This window comes from uncultured Sphingomonas sp. (genome assembly GCF_964021865.1).
Classification (GTDB): Bacteria; Pseudomonadota; Alphaproteobacteria; order Sphingomonadales; family Sphingomonadaceae; genus Sphingomonas.
The window spans coordinates 1-17,647 of record NZ_CAXIAM010000033.1 but is presented as its reverse complement, the minus strand read 5'-3'; the positions used below and the strand labels follow the sequence as shown (position 1 = coordinate 17,647).

Genomic DNA, 17,647 nt, shown 5'->3' with positions numbered 1-17,647 from the left:
CCTCAAACCGTAACCAGCGAGGTGGGCCACGCCACCGCTTCGCCGCGATCCATCGCCTGTTCGCCGAGCAGCGACGCGACGCTGGCGTTGTACGCCTGTTGCAGCAGCCCGGGCAGCGGCTTGCCCGATCGCACCGCCTCGCCGAACCCCTCGAACTGGAGCATCGTCTCGTCATACTCGCCCCAGCCGAGCGACTCGCCCGGGGTCGTCACCGGCAGCTCCGGGAACCAGGTGGCGCCACCGATCGGAATCGTGCGCTTGTGGCCGCGCTTCACGTCGGCCTGCATCCGCTGCAACGCCAGCGAACGCGGCGGCACCTCCTGATAAATGCGCCCCAACTCCGGCTCGATCGTGCCTTTGCTGCCCTGGATCTGCTCCTCGCAGCCGTAACGCGCGTTGTTGAGCAGCGAGGTGTAGATCAGCTTCCGCCCACCGGCATATTCGTAGATCAGCGCGACATGGTCGTAGACCTCGCGCCCGTCCTTCCAGAAACAGATGCTGCCCGAGCCGATCACGCGCGTCGGCACTGCATCGAGGAACCAGTTGCCGACCTGTAGCTGATGCGTTGCCAGTTCGGTCATCAGCCCGGCGGAACTCTCGCGATACAACCGCCAGTTGATGCGGCGGTCGTCGCTGTCGGCGGGCACCGGGCGGCGCCACGCATTGTTGCGATGCCAACTCGCGCGGATCTGCGTCACGGTGCCGATCTCGCCCGCCTTCACGCGGCGCAGGGCGTTGAGATAGGTGGGATGGAACATCCGCTGGTGCCCGATCTGCAGCACCTTGCCGCGCGTCCGGGCCCGCTCCACCATCGCGCCGCAGTCGGCGATCGTCCGCGCCATCGCCTTCTCGCACCAGACGTGCAGGCCCGCGTCCATCGCGTCGAAAGTGTGCTGCGCGTGGCGGTGGAGCGGCGTGGCGATCACCACTGCGTCGAGCCCCCTCGCCTCCAACATCTTGCGATGATCGCTGAACTCGGGCGTGCCGGCCGCGACCCATTGCCGCGCCTTGACGAGATGCGGCGCATAATTATCGCAGAGGGCCGCGACGGTGCAGTTGCGCGTCTTGGCGATGTTCTGGATCAGCGCGCGCCCACGGTCTCCGGTGCCGATCACGCCCAGCCGCACCTTGCCCGCGCCGGCGCTCTCCGCCTGCGCCGCGATCGCCGCCCAAGGCGTGGCGGTCGCCATCACGCCGCCGGCGCTGGCCATCAGGACGCGATCCAGGAAGGTCCGGCGAGTAAAATCAAAGGTCTTGTCGGTCATTACGCAAACATCCTGGTCGGGGCGGCGGGTGCGAGATCGAAGAGCATGCGCCGCACGCCATCTTGCAGCCGTTGTGCCGCTTCGTCATCGGCGACGATCAGTGCGGTGCTCAGCATTTCCGCCACCGCGCCGTTGGCGTCGACGACGACCGCCGAGCGGGGTGCCACGACGGCGGTCGATCGTCCCGGCCGCACCATCGCCGCGCGCTCGGGTGCCGTCACGCCGAGGCCCGATGTCGAGGAGATCGATAGCGCTTCGTCGATCAACGCGATCTCGACCAATGCCCGGTCGGCGTCACGCGGGTCGGGCACCGCAAACGACCATGCGCCACCCAGCGGGTGCTCGCCGATCACCGCCATCGAGCTTTCGCCAGCCGAGAGCAGCGCGCACTCAACGCCGGCATCGCGCAGCGCCGTTACCGCGCGATCGAGCGCATAGCCCTTGCCGAAACCACCGAAGTCCAGCGCGACCGACGCATCGCACGCCAGCGTCGCCGCACCGCGATCGAACCGCAACCGCTCCCAACCGATCGTCGCCCGGCGCGTGTCGACGGTGGGGTCGAACAACCGCTCCGTCATGTCACGCGCATCGTCGATCCGGATCAACGCATCCAGCAGCAGCGGATCGTCGATCGCGCCGGTTTCACCCCGTCCCAGCGCCTCGTTGAGCGCAGTGGCAGGTGACGGCCGGTGGATCGTCAGCGCATCGTCGACCTGCTCGATCGCGCGCTGCGCCAGCGTCAGCGCGTCGGCTGCACCATCGCCGAAGCGATACAGCTCGACGCGCGTCCCCATCGCCGGGAAGCACAGATCGCCCGTCGCCGGAAGCGCGCGCGTCGAGACGGCCGGGTGGGTCAGGCCTTGACCTCCCAGCCCGGCTGGTAATCAACCGCCCACAGCTTCATCGCCTCGGCGCTGGCGGGCTTGCCAGTCGCCGGATTGATCGTCAGCACGCTGTTGGTCCGATAGGCGATGTTGCCGAGGTGACAGAGCGTGGTGCTGATGTGGCCCTCAGCGATCGGCGAGGCGAGCGTAGAGGCATTGCCGCGAATGACGTCAACGAAATTGCGCGCGTGATAGACGTCGAGCACGCCCTCCCCGACCGTCCCGGTCGTCTCCGATGTCGCGGCGGCCTTGACCTGCCGGATCTGCTTGCCGGCCAGATCGTACAGCTCGAACCCATTCCGATCGACCACCGCCGATCCCTTGGTGCCGAGCAGCAGGACGCCGCGCCCGCGCCCGTAGGTCAGCTGCCCATTGCAGCTCTGCCCGTTCCAGCGAATCGCCCGGTCACCGTCGTAGATCAGGTCGAGCGCGAGCGAATCGTACATCTCCCAATCGTCGCCCTTGTGGAACCGCTTCGCCCCGCGCGCCTCCACGGTCTTCGGATAGGTCAGCCCCATCAGCCAGCGCGCGACATCCAGTTCGTGCATGGCATTGTTGCAAATCTCGCCGGTGCCGTACTTCCAGAACCAGTGCCAGTTATAGTGGACGAGGTTCGATCGATAGTCGCCGCGCGGGCGCGGCCCCTGCCACAGATCCCAGTTCAGATTGGCGGGCGGCGCGATGACGGTGCCGTTGCCGATCGAGCCGCGATTGTTGGCATACCAGGTCTGCGCCTCGTAGACGTCGCCCAGTTCCCCGGCGCGGATCAGCGCGCCGAGCTGCTGCGTTTCCGGGCTCGATCGTTGTTGATTGCCGACCTGTAACGTGCGGCCGGTCCGCTTCTGCACCGAGATCAGCGCCTCGCCTTCAGCTGGAGCGATGCCAATCGGCTTCTCCATGTAGCAGTGGCGGCCCGCCTCCATTGCATCGATCGCCAGCTTGGCATGCCAGTGATCGGGCGTCGCGACCGTGATGATGTCGACGTTCTTGCGGTCGAGCAGCCGGCGGTAATCGCCCTCGGTCTTCACCGCGCTGTTGCCCTTCGCGGCGAAGGCCGCCGCGCGCTTGGCCAGCACGTCGGAGTCGACGTCGACCAGATGCGTGATCGTGACGTTGGGCTGCTTGGAAAAGGCGCTCATGTGCGCCTGTCCGCGGCCGTTGACGCCGACGACGGCGACCCGCAGCCGGTCGTTTGCGCCCTTGATCTGAGCGTAGCTGCGGGCGCTGATCGCAACCCCCAGCGCCGCGCCGGCCCCGGTCAACATCGTGCGACGATCGATCATCGGTGCATCCCCCTCAAAATTCGCGGATCTTGATCGACCGGAAGTCGACCCGATCGCCATGATCCTGCAAGAGAATTGGCCCTTGCGGACGTTCGCCGAATCCCGGCAATTTCGCATATTTGCTTTGCGCGACCAGCGCGCGGAACGCGGGCGAGCCGCGCTCATAGTCGACGACCTTGAAGCCGTTCAGCCAATGTTCGACATGCCGGCCGCGCGAAATGATCACCGCACGGTTCCACTCGCCGGGCGGGTTGATCCGCTTGCCGGGGCTGTCGGGATCGGAAAGGTTGCGCGCCGGGATCAGGTCATAGAGGGAGCCGAGCGTCCGGTTGCCGTCGCGCCCGCGCTTGGCATCGGGATGCCGTGCATCGTCGAGCAATTGATATTCCAGCCCGATCGCAGAGCCCTCGCCCTTCGACAGCGTGGGATCGACGAAATATTTGACGCCACTGTTCGCGCCTTCCGTGAGCCGGAAATCCACCGACAGCTCGAAATCCTTATACTCGCGCGTGGTGACGATATCGCCGCCGTTGGTCGACTCGCCGCCGTTTCCGGCCTCCACCGACAGCACGCCATTGCCGATGGCCCAGCCCTTACTCGGGAAGGCACTGCCCTTCGCGGCCTTCCACCCGGCGCTGGTGCGGCCGTCCCACAACAGCTTCCATCCCGCCTTGCGCTCGCTGTCCGACAGGCGATTGGAGAGCCAGCCTTGCTCGGGCAGCCCGGTCGCCGGCATCGCATAGCGTGCCGGGCGGTCGGTGATCATCCGGACGTTGCGAAACCGCGCCTCGGGATGGCGGGCGGCGTCGGCATCGGGGATCGCATGGACCTGAAACGCGATGAAGCCGCGCGCGTCCATATCGTCGACGACATCCGCCGCCGGCACGCCGTTGATCCAGGTGCGCAGCCGGTTGCCGATCGCCTCCACCCGGTAGTGGTTCCAGTCGCCCGGACGGAAAGCGCGTCGTGCCGCTTCGTTGCGCCCCAGCGTGTAGAGCCATTGTCGGCGCTGCTCGTCATACAGCCCGGCGCTCCACGCGCGCTTCGATGGATCGATCTCGGCCTGATACCCGAACACGACGCCGTTGCGATAATCGGGGCGGCTCTGTCCGCGGATCATCATCCCGGAATTGAGCGCCGGATCGGTCTTGGTGTCGAACTCGACGATGAAGTCACCATATTGCGCGTCGGAGACCAGCCAGCTGTTGGTCTTGCCCGGCTCGGCGCGGCCGATCAACTCGCCGCCGGCCACGTCATAGGTGGCGTTGCCGCCCACCTTGTGCCAGCCCGCCAGCCCCGCGCGGGGGGTCACGTCGCGCCACGGCGCCCCCTGTTGGCGGGATTGCGGCGGGCGCGCGGCACCTGCGGTGGAAAGCGTCGTGACCAGCAATGCCGCCGCTGCGAGTGTATGGACCTTCATCAACCACCCTGCCCTAATGTCGCAGCCCCGCCAGCCGGCAGGCACCACATTGTTTTCCGGGTGCTCCCGCACCTCTTTCGACCACGAACCTAGGTCGCGGCCCGACCACTTGCAATAGAGATGTCAGACATTGGCGGCTGCTTCGGGTTACGCTACGATCCGATTGCGGCGCCGTCGCGGTCGATGCGCCTGCTGACAAATCGGGACGATCCATGCGCAAGACTGAAAGTGGCGGCAAACTATACCGTGGGATCGTCGATGCCATCCTGTCGGACATCGCGGAGGGCATCTATCCGGTCGGCGCGCGGCTACCGGCCGAGCGTGACCTGACCGAGCGCTTCAAGGTGAGCCGTCCCACCGTGCGCGAGGCGATGATCGCACTGGAAATGCAGGGGATCGTCGAGGCGCGCAAAGGCTCGGGGGTGTTCGTGCTCGCCACCGGCGCGGTCGACGCGACTCGCGAACTCGATATCGGCGCGTTCGAGATCACCGAGGCGCGGCGGCTGCTCGAGGGCGAGGTCGCCGCGGTCGCCGCCACCGAGATCGACTCGGCGCAACTTGCCGAATTGCGCGCGCTGCTCGCCCAGATGGAGCAAAGCGACGTGACGGCTGCCGAGGACGCCGATCGTCGCTTCCACATCGCGATCGCCGAGGCGACGGGCAATGCCGTCATCATCGCGGCGGTCACCGACTTCTGGGACATGCGCTTCCGCTCGCCACTGGCGCGCGAAGTGCTTGTAAAGGCCGGGAGTCTCGGCACCGAGAGCCGCATGGCCGAACACGGCCGCATCCTTGCGGCGCTGGAGGCACGCTCGCCGGTCGACGCGCGGAATGCGATGCGCGATCACCTTTCCCGCGTCATCGACCATCTGCTCGATGTCACCGAGACCGAGGCGGTCGAGCGCGCGCGTGCCGAGGCGACGCAGCGTCGCCATGCGCTCGCCCGCCGCGCCGCGGTTTGATCTCTCAAGCCGCATTGTCAGCATGGACTGACAATGCTACCTGACAACTAGGCAAGGAACGCGCTCGATCGACTGTCACAAGCCAGCGGTCGGTTTGCACAACGCAGCGCGCCGCCGACAGGGAGAGGGCTTTTGACCAGTCAGCACCGCTATAAGCGCCATCTGTTCGTTTCGATCAGCTTGACGAGCATGATCGCCGCCGCGCCGCTTTCCGCACAGACCGGCGCGCACACCCCCTCCCCGGCCGCGGCGAGCGCCGATCAGGACATCCCGGAAGGTCAGGTCGCCGACATCGTCGTTACCGGCTTTCGCGCGTCGCTGAACAACGCGCTCAACCAAAAACGCAACGAAACCGCCGCGATCGACAGCATCGTCGCCGAGGATATCGGGAAATTCCCCGACTCGAATCTCGCGGAGTCGATGCAGCGCATCCCCGGCGTCGCGTTGTCGCGCGGCGACGGCGGCGAGGGCCGCAACATCTCGGTGCGCGGGCTCGGCGCGCAATTCACGCGCGTGCGGATCAACGGCATGGAAGGCGTGTCGCAGGTCAGCGGCAGCGACATCCGCGGCGGCGTTGCGACGGGGCGGTCGTTCGACTTCGTGACCTTCCCCACCGAAATCTTCTCGGCGCTGTCGGTACGCAAGACGATGTCCGCGGACGTCGAGGAAGGCTCGCTCGGGGCGACCGTCGACCTGCGGGCGCCGCGCCCGTTCGATCAGAAGAAGGACTTCGTCTTCTCGGGCACCGCCCGCGGAATCTACAACGACATCAAAAAGGACGTCGACCCGCGCCTGTCCGCGCTCTTCTCCAAGAAGTTCGGCGACACATTCGGCATTTTGGGCAGCATCGCCTATTCAAAGCGCCACATCGACGAATATGCCTATTCCGCGGCCGACGTCGTTCCGACCTATGTCTACGGTCTCGAAGCACCCTCGAGCGTGCCGCGGACGTCGACCGATCCGCTGATCGGCAGCGGCCCGAACCGCTCGCTGATCATGCCGTTCTGCACCCCCGTCGGCTACACCTATCGCGGCGTGGCGGTGAACAGCCCCAGCAGCGGGTACAGCCAGTCGAACGGCACGCCGATCGGCGCGGACGCCAACAATTGCAGTACCAACAACCCGCGCACCGGCAACGCCGCCGCCTACGACTATATCATGAGCCGCGTCGGCGCGAACGGGCGTCCGGGCGGCGGCGTGTTCTTGCCGCGCCTGCCGCGTCCGGTGAAGAGCAGCCAGGACCAGCAGCGGATCGCCGGTTCGCTGACGCTGCAATGGAAGCCGACCGATCTAACCGACATTTCGATCGACGGCCTGTATTCGCGCTTCAAGGTCAATCGCCTCGACACGATGTTCGACGCGCGCTCGTTCGGACGCGCGCTGTCGAACAACGGCCAGCCGCTCACCTCGGTGCGCGAGATCGAGGTCGACGACAACGGCTCGCTGATCCACGGTTTGTTCGATGGCGTCGACCTGCGTTCGGAAATGCAGGACGAGCGGTTCACCTCCGAATACAAGCAGGTGAACCTCAACATCGATCACCGCTTCTCCGACACGTTCCGCGTCTTCGGGCTTGCCGGCATCAACCGTTCGGAACTCGACGTAAATCGCCTGCAGGTCGCGATCGATTCAAACGACACGCGCAACTGGTCGATCGATTTTCGCGACAATCCCGACATTCCGAAGATCGGCTATGGCATCGACACCACCAATCCGGCGCTCTTCCAATATGGGCCGCCGCTCGCCACCGGCGATCAGCGCGGGCAATTGTCGAACTTCATCCGCCGCAACACCATCACCAGCAAGACATTCGAGCTGAATACCGAATGGAAGGCCGCGCCTGGCTTCACGGTGCAGGTCGGTGGGCAGTATCGCACCAACGAATATGTCGCACGCGAGCGGCAGCTGACGAACACCACGCCCTTGGCGCTGCCGGCCGGCGTCTCGGTCAGCGACTTTACCTTCGTCACGACCGGCATCGGCAAGAACTTGGACGGCCAGCTTCAGGATTTCGTCGCGGTCGACCCGGACAAATTCCGCCGCGCGGTCAATTTCGACACCTACAGCTATTGCAACATCGAATGCGCGCGCGGCACCTACGGCGGGGTCAGCGAGAAATACTCGACCGGCTATCTGATGTTCAAGTTCGACACCAGCAACACGCTGCCGTTCGCGCTGCGCGGCGACGCGGGTGTCCGCTACGTCCATACCAAGCTCGACACCTACGGCCCGATCACCGCAGCGGCGCCGGCCGGCGCGCCGTTCGCCTCGCGCTTTGTCATTTCGGAAGTCGGGCGTTCCTACGACGACTGGCTACCGTCGATGAACCTCGCGCTTGACGTCACGCCGGATCTGATCGCGCGCTTCTCCGCGTCGCGGGTCATGTCGCGTCCCTCCTACGGTCAGTTGATCCCGGCCGGCAGCGCCAATCTGGTCATCCAGACGGCGTCGTTCAGCAACCCGTTCCTGGAGCCGATCCGCGCCAACACCTTCGACGCGTCACTCGAATGGTATTTCGCCCCCGGTTCGCTGATCTCGCTCGCCTATTTCTACAAGAATATCGAAAGCTATATCCAGACGACCAGCACGAGCGTCGCCTTCCAGGATATCGGCCTGCCGCTGTCGCTGCTGTCGGGCACGCTGCTAAGCGGGAGCGATCAGTTCACCGTGCAGCGGAGCAACAACACGCCCGGCGGCCCGCTGCGCGGCTTCGAGGTCAACGTGCAATTGCCGTTCCGCTTCCTGCCCGGCGCGCTCAGCAATTTCGGCGCACTGGCCAATTTCACGCGCGTCCGGTCGAACATCAATTACATCATCTCGCCCACGCTCTCGCGCACCGCGCCGCTGGTCGGGCTGTCGCCGGAAACCGCCAGCGGGACGCTCTATTACGAGGATAGCAAGTTCAGTATCCGCTCGACCGTCAACTATCGCTCGTCGTTCCTCACCGCGGTGCCCAGCGGCTCGGTTGATGCAGACTCGACCGCGAATGCCAGCTCGATCTTCGTCGACGCCTCGGCGTCGTACAATTTGACCGAGAACATCAAGCTGATCGCCGAAGTCTCGAACATCACTAACGAGACCAACCGGCTGACGGTCGATACCGTGCGTCAGGACCCGCTCTATACCGCCTATTTCGGGCGTACCTACGCGCTCGCGATCAACTTCCAGCTCTGACCATACGGATGCCGATGACCGATTACCGACCTGCACCCCTGAAGGCCGGTGGCAACATCCGCTGGGTGATCTGCGCCCTGCTGTTCTTCGCCACCACCATCAATTACATCGATCGGCAGGTCATCGGCATCCTCAAACCGACACTCCAGTCGGAACTCGGCTGGTCCGAGATCGACTATGGCACGATCGTCTTCTGGTTCCAGGCCGCCTACGCGATCGGATTGCTGGCGTGCGGACCGATCATCGACAAGGTCGGGTCGAAGCTCGGCTATGCCGCCGCGATCACGCTATGGAGCGTCGCAGCGATGGTTCATGCCCTGGTGCGCAGCCCCGGCGGGTTCGCGATGGCGCGCTTCGCGCTCGGCCTGGGCGAGGCGGCGAATTTCCCCGCCGCGATCAAGTCGGTCGCCGAGTGGTTCCCGAAGAAGGAACGCGCGCTCGCGGCGGGCATCCTCAACGCCGGCGCGAACGTCGGCGCAATCGCGACACCGATCGTCGTGCCGATGATCGCGCTCAGCTACGGATGGCAGGCGGCATTCCTCATCACCGGCGCGCTCGGCTTCCTCTGGCTGGCGGCGTGGCTGCTCTTCTATCGCGCCCCTGCTCAGCACCCACGCGTTTCCGCGCAGGAACTCGCGTACATCGCCGCCGATCAGGACAATGATGCGGGCACCACGCCGATCCGCTGGCCGCACCTGTTCCGCCGCCGCGCGACCTGGGCCTTCGTGATCGCCAAATTCCTGACCGACCCGGTATGGTACCTGTTCCTGTTCTGGCTGCCCGACTTCTTCGCCAAGCGCCACGGGCTCGATCTCAAGACCTTCGGCCCGCCGCTGATCGCGGTTTATCTGCTCGCCGATGTCGGCAGCATCGGCGGCGGGTGGCTGTCGTCGGCGCTCATCAAGCGCGGCTTCAGCGTCAATGCCGGGCGCAAGCTCGCGCTGCTCGCCTCCGCGATCCTCGTCACGCCGATCGTCTTCGCCAGCAGCGTGTCGAGCCTGACCGCGGCGGTGGCGATCATCGGTCTGGCCGCCGCCGCGCATCAGGGGTGGTCGTCGAACCTCTACACGATGGTGTCGGATACCTTCCCACGCACCTCGATCGCCTCGGTGATGGGGATCGGCGGCGCCGCCGGCGCGATCGGCGGGATGATCATGGCGAAGTACGTCGGGCAGGTGCTGGAGACGGTCGGCACCTATGTCCCCGTGTTCCTGTGGGCCGGTAGCGCCTATCTGATCGCGCTGCTGCTCGTTCACCTGCTGGTGCCGCGGCTTGATGCCAGGGCCGCTAGCTAGAATGTGATCCGTCCAAGCCGAAGCGTCACCCCGGCCAAGGCCGGGGAGCCGATGGGAGACGGTTCAAGCCGGGCGCGTCAAACTTTTAGGTCGGATCAAGCCCTGCTCAGTCCCGCACCGTCAGCGTCTTCGCCAGGGCGGCATGCCACCCTTCCGCCAGCGTCGCCCGGGCCTCCTCCGCCATCTTCGGCTCGAAGCACGCGCCGCGCGCCCATGTCGCCGCCAGCGCGTCGAGGTCCTTCCATACCCCCGTCGCCAGACCGGCATGGAACGCCGCCCCAAGTGCGGTCGTCTCCAAGTGTCGCGGCCGCTCTACCGGTACCTGCAGCATGTCGGCGAGGAACTGACATAGCCAGTCATTGGCCGCCATGCCGCCATCGACGCGGATCGTCGCGGGCGGATCACCGCCATCGGCGACCATCGCATCGGCCAAGTCCATCGTCTGATACCCGACCGCTTCCAGCGCGGCGCGCGCCAGATGCGCCTGCGTCGAGCCCAACGTCAGCCCGAAGATCGCGCCGCGTGCATCCGGGTCCCAGTGCGGCGCGCCCAAGCCGACGAACGCCGGGACCATATAGACGCCGTGGCTGTCAGGTACTTGGGTCGCCATGCCGTCGGTGTCGCGCGCGTGGGTGATGACGCCGATTCCGTCGCGCAGCCACTTCACCGCCGCCCCGGCGATGAAGATTGACCCTTCCAGCGCGTAGGTCACCGTGCCGTTCAGCCGATAGGCGGGCGTGGTCAGCAGCCGGTGCTCGGACGCGACCGCTTCCGCGCCGGTGTTGAGCAGCATGAAGCAGCCGGTGCCATAGGTCGACTTGACCATGCCCTTGGCGAAACACGCCTGCCCGAATAGCGCCGCCTGCTGGTCCCCCGCGACCCCCGCGATCGGGATCGCGGCATCGAACAGCCCGTCGGCGGTGTGGCCGAAGATATGGCTGTTGTCATGCACCTCGGGCAGCAGCGCCATCGGCACGTCGAACAGCGCGCAAAGTTCCTCGTCCCAGCGTTGCGCGTAAATGTCGTAGAGCAACGTCCGGCTGGCGTTGGTGATGTCGGTCGCGTGCACCGCGCCACCGGTCAATCGCCACAGCAGCAAGCTGTCGATCGTTCCGAACGCCAGCTCGCCCTTTTCCGCCCGCTCCCTCGCACCGTCGACATGATCGAGAATCCACGCCAGCTTGGTCGCGGAGAAATAGGGATCGAGCAGCAGGCCGGTCTTGGCGCGAACAGCGCGCTCGTGCCCCTCCTCCTTCAATCGCGCGCACAGCTCGGCGGTGCGGCGATCCTGCCAGACGATCGCTTTGTGGATTGCCGCGCCGGTCGCGCGATCCCACACGACGACCGTTTCGCGCTGGTTGGTGATGCCGATCCCCGCGATGCCCTCCGCCCCAACACCACTGTCCGCCAGTGCTTCCCGCGCGGTCGCCAGCGTGTCGCGCCAGATGTCCTCGGGATCGTGTTCGACCCAGCCCGGCTGCGGATAATGCTGCGCAAACTCGCGTTGCGCGGTCGATACGGGATGCGTTTCGACGTCGAAGACGATCGCGCGCGTCGAGGTGGTGCCCTGGTCGATCGCCAGAATATGTTGCGGACCCGCCACGTCTTTCTCCCTTGATGTCAGTTGCGCGCACGCGGCGGCAGGTTGGGCCGCACCAGATATTGGTAGATGGCAGCGCCGGTCACCCCGCCGACCAGCGGCCCGGCGATCGGCACCCACCAGTAATTGCCCGGGCCCGGCAGCGCGGAGTCACCCCACCCCATCAGCCAGCAGAACAGCCGCGGACCGAAGTCGCGCGCCGGATTGATCGGCCATCCCTCCAGATAGCCCGCCGACGCCCCGATGCACGCGACCAGCAGCCCGATGATGAGCGCGCTGGCGTTCGCCATCGGCGCCTGCGTGTTGAACTCGTCGGTGATCGCGAAAATGCCGAGCAACAGGATCGCGGTCAGCACCACCTCGTCCCAGAAGGCATGGACAGGCGTGATGTGCGCGCCGGGCGCGGTGAAGAACACGCCCGCCGCGCCGCCTCCGGCGCGGGTCAGCCCATGCGCGCTGTTGAACGCCTCGATCACGGGGCCGAACAATTGATAGACCAGCGCCGCCCCGATCATCGCTCCGACTACCTGCGCGGCCACGTACGGCAGCACCTTGCGGCTCGGAAAATCTCGGAAGATCGCGAGCGCCAGCGTCACCGCCGGATTGGCATGTGTCCCCGACACCGCGCCGGTCACGTAGATCGCCAGCGTCACCGCCAGCCCCCAGGCGATGCACACGCCCCAATAAGCGGTCGCATACGGACTGGGATCGTAGAGGATCAGCATCGCCGCTGCCGAATCGCCCAGCGTGATGATGATCGCCACCGCCAGTGCCTCGGCGATCAACTCGCCCCTGAAGCCCTGCTGCCCCGCCATGCCTCGGTCCTCCCCGCGCCTCACGCGGGCGCTTCGGCTACCTTCCTGTGTTTGTGCGCAAGGTCAATGCCGCTTTGAAGCAACCGCCGAACTTGCCATATGTTGGGTGATCTCAACCGCAACGAGGCGCTTCCGTGCAGCAACCGACACGTTCAGCCGCTTTCGATGTCGACCTGCTGATCGTCGGCGGCGGCATCAACGGCACCGGCATCGCGCGCGATGCCGTCGGGCGTGGGCTGTCGGTCCTGCTGGTCGAGAAGGACGATCTCGCGAGCCACACGTCCTCCGCTTCGACCAAATTGATCCACGGCGGATTACGGTATCTCGAATATCGCGAGTTCCGGCTGGTACGCGAGGCGCTGATCGAGCGCGAACGGCTGTGGCGCATGGCACCGCACATCATCTGGCCGCTTGAATTCGTGCTTCCGCAAAGCAATTCGCCGCGCCCGGCGTGGCTCGTGCGGCTCGGTCTCTTCCTTTACGACCATCTCGGCGGGCGCGAGCGGCTGCCCGCCACGCGCACCGTGGCGCTGGATCGCGACCCGGTCGGCCGCGGGCTGAAACCGGGCAATCCCAAAGCCTTCGTCTATTCGGATTGCTGGGTGGAGGACAGCCGACTCGTCGTGCTCAACGCGCGCGACGCGGCCGACCGCGGCGCGACGATCCTCACCCACACCCGCCTCGTCGACGCGCGCCGCGACGACGCCGGCGGGTGGCGCGCGACGATTGCCGACGCCACCGGCCCTCGCCAGATCCGCGCCCGCGCCCTCGTCAACGCCGCGGGGCCGTGGGTTGCCGACGTGCTCGGCAGCGTCCCCGATGCGCGGCGCGACCGTGGGGTGCGGCTGGTCAAGGGCAGCCATATCGTCGTGCCGCGGCTGTACGACGGCGCGCACGCGTTCCTGCTCCAGAACCCGGACCGGCGGGTGGTATTCGCGATCCCGTACGAGCAGGATTACACATTGGTCGGCACCACCGACGAGGCCTGGCAAGGCGAACCGGGACGCGCGGTTATCGACCAGCAGGAAACCGACTATCTGCTCGGCACCATCGCGCGTTATTTCGAGCGGCCGGTGGTACAAGAAGAGATCGTCTGGACCTATTCCGGCATCCGCCCGCTCTACGACGACCGTGCCGCGAATGCCTCCGCGGTGACGCGCGATTACGTCCTCGACCTCGACACGGGCACTGACGGTGCGCCGATGCTCAGCGTCTTCGGTGGCAAGATCACCACCTATCGCAAGCTGGCCGAACACGCGCTTCAGGAACTGGCGCGGTTCTTCCCGGCGGCCGGCCCGGCCTGGACCGCGGACGCGCCGTTACCCGGCGGCGACATCGCCGATGCCGATTTCGACCGCTATCTCGCGACCTTGCAGACCCGCTACGCCGCGCTGCCTGCCCCATTGCTGCGCCGCCTCGCACGCGCGTACGGCACCCGGATCGAGCAACTGCTCGGGGATGCAAGAACCACAGCGAATTTGGGAGAGGACCTCGGCGGCAGCTTGTTCACGCGGGAGATCGATTATCTCAGCGCGAACGAATGGGCGTCAAGCGCGGAGGACATTCTGTTCCGGCGCAGCAAGCTGGGCCTGCACGTGCCGCCCGATACCGCGGCGCGGGTCGACGCCTATCTGGCGCACCGTCTTAGTGCATCAGCCCGTGGCGACTGACCAGCGCGTTGAAGGCGTCTGCCGACAGCGGTGATGCGAACGCGCAGCCCGCGACCAGATCGTCCGCCCACACCACGATCGCCGCGATCATGCCCAGCCCCGGGAGGTTCAGCCAGATCGGCTGATTGCGGTCCATGGTGGAGAAAGTGAGCAACCGGCACCCGTGCTCGGACAGGTCAACAACCTTGCACAGCGTCCGCGCCATGCCGCTCTGCTCGGCGGGTGTCTCCAACTCCAGTCGCGCACGCTTGCTGCGGCGAAACGGGCGAGCGGCAGGGGCGTATTCGGCTGCGAACATGGCGGCGATCGTACGCCGCCATGCCTAACGAATGGTTAACGCGCTCGCTTACTTGCGAAGCGTGAGGCCACCACCGAAGCGCTTGTTAAAGCGAGCAACCTGCCCACCAGCATCCAGCACCTGACCACGGCCGCCGGTCCATGCCGGGTGCGCCAAGGGATCGATTTCCAGCGTCATCGTGTCGCCTTCCTTGCCCCAGGTGGAGCGAGTCTCATACACGGTGCCGTCGGTCATCTGGACCTTGATCATGTGATAGTCGGGGTGCGTGTCTTTCTTCATGGGTCGTGCTCCGAAATGGCTGGTTCCGACCAGCCTGAAAGGAAGGCGCGCGCCTAATCGAAACGCGCGCCGAAGTCAAAGCCTGTGGGCGATCAGCTGCGCTTGGGTGGGTCCGCGATCATCGCGGTGAAGTTCGCCTCGGCGGCGACCTGACCGTCGATCTTCGCCACGCCCGCGAACTTGCACACCGACGAGCGCTTCTGGACGAACTCGACCTCGAGCGACAACAGCACGCCCGGCTCGACGGGCTTGCGGAACTTCGCGCCGTCGATCGCCATGAAATAGACAAGCTTGCCCGATCCGGCGAGACCAAGGCTTTCGACCGCGAGCACGCCGGCGGCCTGCGCCAGCGCCTCGACGATCAACACGCCCGGCATGATCGGACGCCCGGGGAAATGCCCCTGGAAGAAGCCTTCGTTGATCGTCACCGCCTTGATCGCGCGGATCGAGCGATCGCGAACGATCTCCTCGACCCGATCGACCAGCAGCATCGGGTAACGATGCGGCAGCGCCGCCATCACGTCCACGATATCGAGCGGGCCGATCGGCCCGCCCGTCGTGTCGGCCGGCGCCTCGCTCACCGGCCGGTGGGGGCGCGGCTGGTCGCCGCCGGGGCGGCGGGAGCGGCGGCCGGCGCAGCCGCGTCACCCTGCTGGCCCGGCTGCCAGTTGGCCGGCGGCGTGACCCCGACCGTCGGGACCAGACGATCCAGCTCGGCGGTGATCGCCGAGGTGATGTCGGTCGTCGGCTGCGCGAACAGCGCGGCGTTCGGGCGCAGCAGCAGGCTGACGTTCTTGGCACGGACCGCGCCGTTCACCGCGTCGGGCAGCTTGGCCGAGATCTGCTCGATCGCATAGGCCTGGGCGCGGCTTGCCGGCGCCGTCAGACGCTGCAACTCGGCATTGGCGGTCTGCTCACGGGTCTGAATCGACTGCGCCTGCGTGCGCAGCGACGCTTCGGTCGCGCCGGGGGCGGCAGCGGCCTTCTGGTAGGCGGCGACCAGCGGCTGCAACTCGGCCTGAACGGCTTGGCGACGCGTGTTCGCCTGATCGAGCTGCGCCTTGTAGGTCGTCTGGATCTGCTGGCGCGCGGTTGCCCATGCCTTGGAATTCGCGACCGCCGCCTCGGGATCGGCGACGGCGATACCGGCGACCTGTGCGGTCGCAGTCGCGGCGGTGAACGCACCCGGCGTCACGAGCGCCGCGGCGAGCAGGAGGTGCTTGAAGTTGGTCATCAGAACTGAGTCCCTACGTTGAAGGTGATGAGCTTGCGGTCGTCGCCCGGCTGCGAAATCAGTGCCTTGGCGAGATCGATGCGCAGCGGGCCGAACGGCGAATTCCAATTGACGCCGATACCCACCGAAACACGCGGCCGTGCCGAGTTGCCGAGGAATCGCTCCTCGAACGGCTGCGACGCGATCTGCGCCGAATTGGGGACAATGCCGTTACAGCCGCCATTGCCGTTCGGAAGACCGGCGGCGCAGGTGGTCGGCACCAGCACGCCGGCCGCATTGACGTACGAATACAGCGGATTGCCCGCCGTATCCTTTACCGGCAGCGGCAGTACGACCGTGTTGCCGTTGGCGTCGGTCGTCGTCGGGAACGTCGCGGTCGGCAGCGGCTCGGTGATGTTGAACAGGCTGCCGAACTGCGCATAGATCGACGGCCGCAGCCCCATTTCCCGCGCGCCCGAGCCGAGCGGGATCTCGACCTCGAAGCGACCGAGATAATAAGCGGTGCCGCCCAGTGCATCGTCGACCAACTGGTCGCGATCGGTGATCAGCACCTGCTTGCCGGCGGAATCGGTCGTATAATAACGGCGCTGGACGCGCGGGCCGACGCCGCGGATGTCGAAGCCGCGGAACTGCGGCTCGCCAAGATAGAAGCGGTCGTTGATGCGGATGCGATCCACACCCTCACCGCGCGACTTCTCGAGCGACTTGATGTAGCCCCCCTCGCCGACGAACGAGCCGATGAACCCACCGCCGAGATTGACGAACTTCGAGAAGTCGAGCTTCGAGCGGATGTACTTCACATCGCCGCCCAGCCCGGCAAAGTCCTGGCTGAACACGAACCGCTGACCCGCGGTCGGGCGCAGGCGGCTGTTGAGGCTGTCGAAGATCAACGAATAGCCGACCGACGAGGTCAGACGATTGCCGAGCGAGTCGCAGAGGTAACGACCGGCCTTGAGCGGATCGCACCTACCGTTGGTGTAGAAGCTGTTCTCATCGAGGCCGACCTCGTCGTAGGAAAACTGATATCGACCCGCAAGCTGCCAATATTCGGTCAACGGCACGCCGGTGCGGATTTGGAAGCCGGTCGACACCTGGCTGTACGTGGTGTTGCGGTTGGTGCCGATGAAGTTGAACGCGTTATAGTCGCGACGGAAAACATCGACGCCCAGCGCGATGTTTTTGTCGAACACATACGGTTCGGTAAATCCCAACTGGATCGACTTGGAATAGGTCGAATAGTTCACGCCGGCGCTGAGCGTCTGGCCCTTGCCGCGGAAGTTGTTCTGGGTGATGTTCGCCTGGATGATGAACCGCTCGAGGCTCGAGAAGCCCGCCGACAACTGCAGCTGCCCGGTCGAGCGTTCCTCGACATTGGCCTCCAGCACGACGCGATCGGCGGCGGAGCCGGGGGTCTGCTTGATCTCGAACTTGTCCTGGAAGAAGCCGAGCGAGTTGATGCGGTCCTGCG

Annotated in this window: 15 protein-coding genes; 4 read left to right on the top strand and 11 right to left on the bottom strand. The window is 66.0% G+C overall.

Going from position 1 to position 17,647, the window contains the following annotated elements:
* Positions 1-2 precede the first annotated feature (2 nt).
* Genes AADI75_RS10155 through AADI75_RS10140 form a run of 4 tightly spaced genes read right to left on the bottom strand, consistent with a single transcriptional unit; the run spans position 3 to position 4,852 of the window.
* Positions 3-1,265: a Gfo/Idh/MocA family oxidoreductase gene (locus tag AADI75_RS10155; RefSeq protein WP_341208912.1), complete on the bottom strand. Its 1,263-nt coding sequence runs from the start codon at positions 1,263-1,265 to the stop codon at positions 3-5.
* Positions 1,265-2,059, bottom strand: coding sequence for an FAD:protein FMN transferase (locus tag AADI75_RS10150; protein WP_341208911.1), 795 nt, complete (start codon positions 2,057-2,059; stop codon positions 1,265-1,267). Before AADI75_RS10150 ends, AADI75_RS10155 begins: the two co-directional genes overlap by 1 nt.
* A gap of 59 nt (positions 2,060-2,118) precedes the next feature.
* A complete protein-coding gene (locus tag AADI75_RS10145) occupies positions 2,119-3,432 on the bottom strand; it encodes a Gfo/Idh/MocA family oxidoreductase (RefSeq protein ID WP_341208910.1) in 1,314 nt (437 codons plus the stop codon).
* A 13-nt stretch (positions 3,433-3,445) separates the two neighbouring features.
* Positions 3,446-4,852, bottom strand: a complete 1,407-nt coding sequence (locus AADI75_RS10140) for a DUF1080 domain-containing protein (protein ID WP_341208909.1) — start codon at positions 4,850-4,852, stop codon at positions 3,446-3,448.
* 212 nt (positions 4,853-5,064) lie between these two features.
* Between AADI75_RS10140 and AADI75_RS10135 the strand changes: the two genes are divergently transcribed.
* From AADI75_RS10135 to AADI75_RS10125, 3 genes are all read left to right on the top strand, one after another.
* Positions 5,065-5,814: a FadR/GntR family transcriptional regulator gene (locus AADI75_RS10135; RefSeq protein WP_341208908.1), complete on the top strand. Its 750-nt coding sequence runs from the start codon at positions 5,065-5,067 to the stop codon at positions 5,812-5,814.
* Positions 5,815-5,946: 132 nt separating this feature from the next.
* Positions 5,947-8,988 carry a TonB-dependent receptor gene (locus AADI75_RS10130; RefSeq protein ID WP_341208907.1) on the top strand — a complete coding sequence of 1,014 codons (3,042 nt, stop codon included), beginning with the start codon at positions 5,947-5,949 and terminating at the stop codon, positions 8,986-8,988.
* Positions 8,989-9,002: 14 nt separating this feature from the next.
* Positions 9,003-10,283, top strand: a complete 1,281-nt coding sequence (locus AADI75_RS10125; protein ID WP_341208906.1) for an MFS transporter — start codon at positions 9,003-9,005, stop codon at positions 10,281-10,283.
* A 106-nt stretch (positions 10,284-10,389) separates the two neighbouring features.
* Here the strand turns inward: AADI75_RS10125 and glpK are convergent, their stop codons facing one another.
* A complete protein-coding gene (gene glpK, locus AADI75_RS10120) occupies positions 10,390-11,886 on the bottom strand; it encodes a glycerol kinase GlpK (RefSeq protein WP_341208905.1) in 1,497 nt (498 codons plus the stop codon).
* A 17-nt stretch (positions 11,887-11,903) separates the two neighbouring features.
* Complete coding sequence (locus AADI75_RS10115) at positions 11,904-12,698, bottom strand: MIP/aquaporin family protein (protein ID WP_341208904.1); 795 nt, start codon at positions 12,696-12,698, stop codon at positions 11,904-11,906.
* A 134-nt stretch (positions 12,699-12,832) separates the two neighbouring features.
* Between AADI75_RS10115 and AADI75_RS10110 the strand changes: the two genes are divergently transcribed.
* Positions 12,833-14,368 (top strand): glycerol-3-phosphate dehydrogenase, encoded by a 1,536-nt coding sequence (locus tag AADI75_RS10110; protein ID WP_341208903.1) that lies wholly within the window; start codon positions 12,833-12,835, stop codon positions 14,366-14,368.
* On the opposite strand, the gene AADI75_RS10105 is transcribed toward AADI75_RS10110, so the two are convergent.
* The 5 genes from AADI75_RS10105 to AADI75_RS10085 form a co-directional block, all read right to left on the bottom strand.
* Positions 14,343-14,666, bottom strand: coding sequence for a PilZ domain-containing protein (locus AADI75_RS10105; protein ID WP_341208902.1), 324 nt, complete (start codon positions 14,664-14,666; stop codon positions 14,343-14,345). The two genes, AADI75_RS10110 and AADI75_RS10105, sit on opposite strands and share 26 nt — an antisense overlap.
* 48 nt (positions 14,667-14,714) lie before the next feature.
* A complete protein-coding gene (gene rpmE / locus AADI75_RS10100; protein ID WP_028965840.1) occupies positions 14,715-14,945 on the bottom strand; it encodes a 50S ribosomal protein L31 in 231 nt (76 codons plus the stop codon).
* Positions 14,946-15,037: 92 nt separating this feature from the next.
* Positions 15,038-15,490, bottom strand: coding sequence for a 3-hydroxyacyl-ACP dehydratase FabZ (fabZ, locus tag AADI75_RS10095; RefSeq protein WP_341208927.1), 453 nt, complete (start codon positions 15,488-15,490; stop codon positions 15,038-15,040).
* 32 nt (positions 15,491-15,522) lie between these two features.
* Complete coding sequence (locus tag AADI75_RS10090) at positions 15,523-16,179, bottom strand: OmpH family outer membrane protein (RefSeq protein WP_341208901.1); 657 nt, start codon at positions 16,177-16,179, stop codon at positions 15,523-15,525.
* Positions 16,179-17,647: BamA/TamA family outer membrane protein (locus AADI75_RS10085; RefSeq protein ID WP_341208900.1), on the bottom strand; the 1,469-nt coding region annotated here is incomplete at its 5' end. The genes AADI75_RS10090 and AADI75_RS10085, both read right to left, overlap by 1 nt.

Excerpts from the sequence above, each read along its gene's own strand:
- AADI75_RS10090 (WP_341208901.1), bottom strand. The coding sequence starts at position 16,179 with ATGACCAACTTCAAGCACCTCCTGCTCGCCGCGGCGCTCGTGACGCCG.
- AADI75_RS10115 (WP_341208904.1), bottom strand. The coding sequence starts at position 12,698 with ATGGCGGGGCAGCAGGGCTTCAGGGGCGAGTTGATCGCCGAGGCACTG.
- AADI75_RS10145 (WP_341208910.1), bottom strand. The coding sequence starts at position 3,432 with ATGATCGATCGTCGCACGATGTTGACCGGGGCCGGCGCGGCGCTGGGG.
- AADI75_RS10155 (WP_341208912.1), bottom strand. The coding sequence starts at position 1,265 with ATGACCGACAAGACCTTTGATTTTACTCGCCGGACCTTCCTGGATCGC.
- rpmE (WP_028965840.1), bottom strand. The coding sequence starts at position 14,945 with ATGAAGAAAGACACGCACCCCGACTATCACATGATCAAGGTCCAGATG.
- AADI75_RS10105 (WP_341208902.1), bottom strand. The coding sequence starts at position 14,666 with ATGTTCGCAGCCGAATACGCCCCTGCCGCTCGCCCGTTTCGCCGCAGC.
- AADI75_RS10140 (WP_341208909.1), bottom strand. The coding sequence starts at position 4,852 with ATGAAGGTCCATACACTCGCAGCGGCGGCATTGCTGGTCACGACGCTT.
- AADI75_RS10150 (WP_341208911.1), bottom strand. The coding sequence starts at position 2,059 with ATGGGGACGCGCGTCGAGCTGTATCGCTTCGGCGATGGTGCAGCCGAC.
- AADI75_RS10135 (WP_341208908.1), top strand. The coding sequence starts at position 5,065 with ATGCGCAAGACTGAAAGTGGCGGCAAACTATACCGTGGGATCGTCGAT.
- AADI75_RS10125 (WP_341208906.1), top strand. The coding sequence starts at position 9,003 with ATGACCGATTACCGACCTGCACCCCTGAAGGCCGGTGGCAACATCCGC.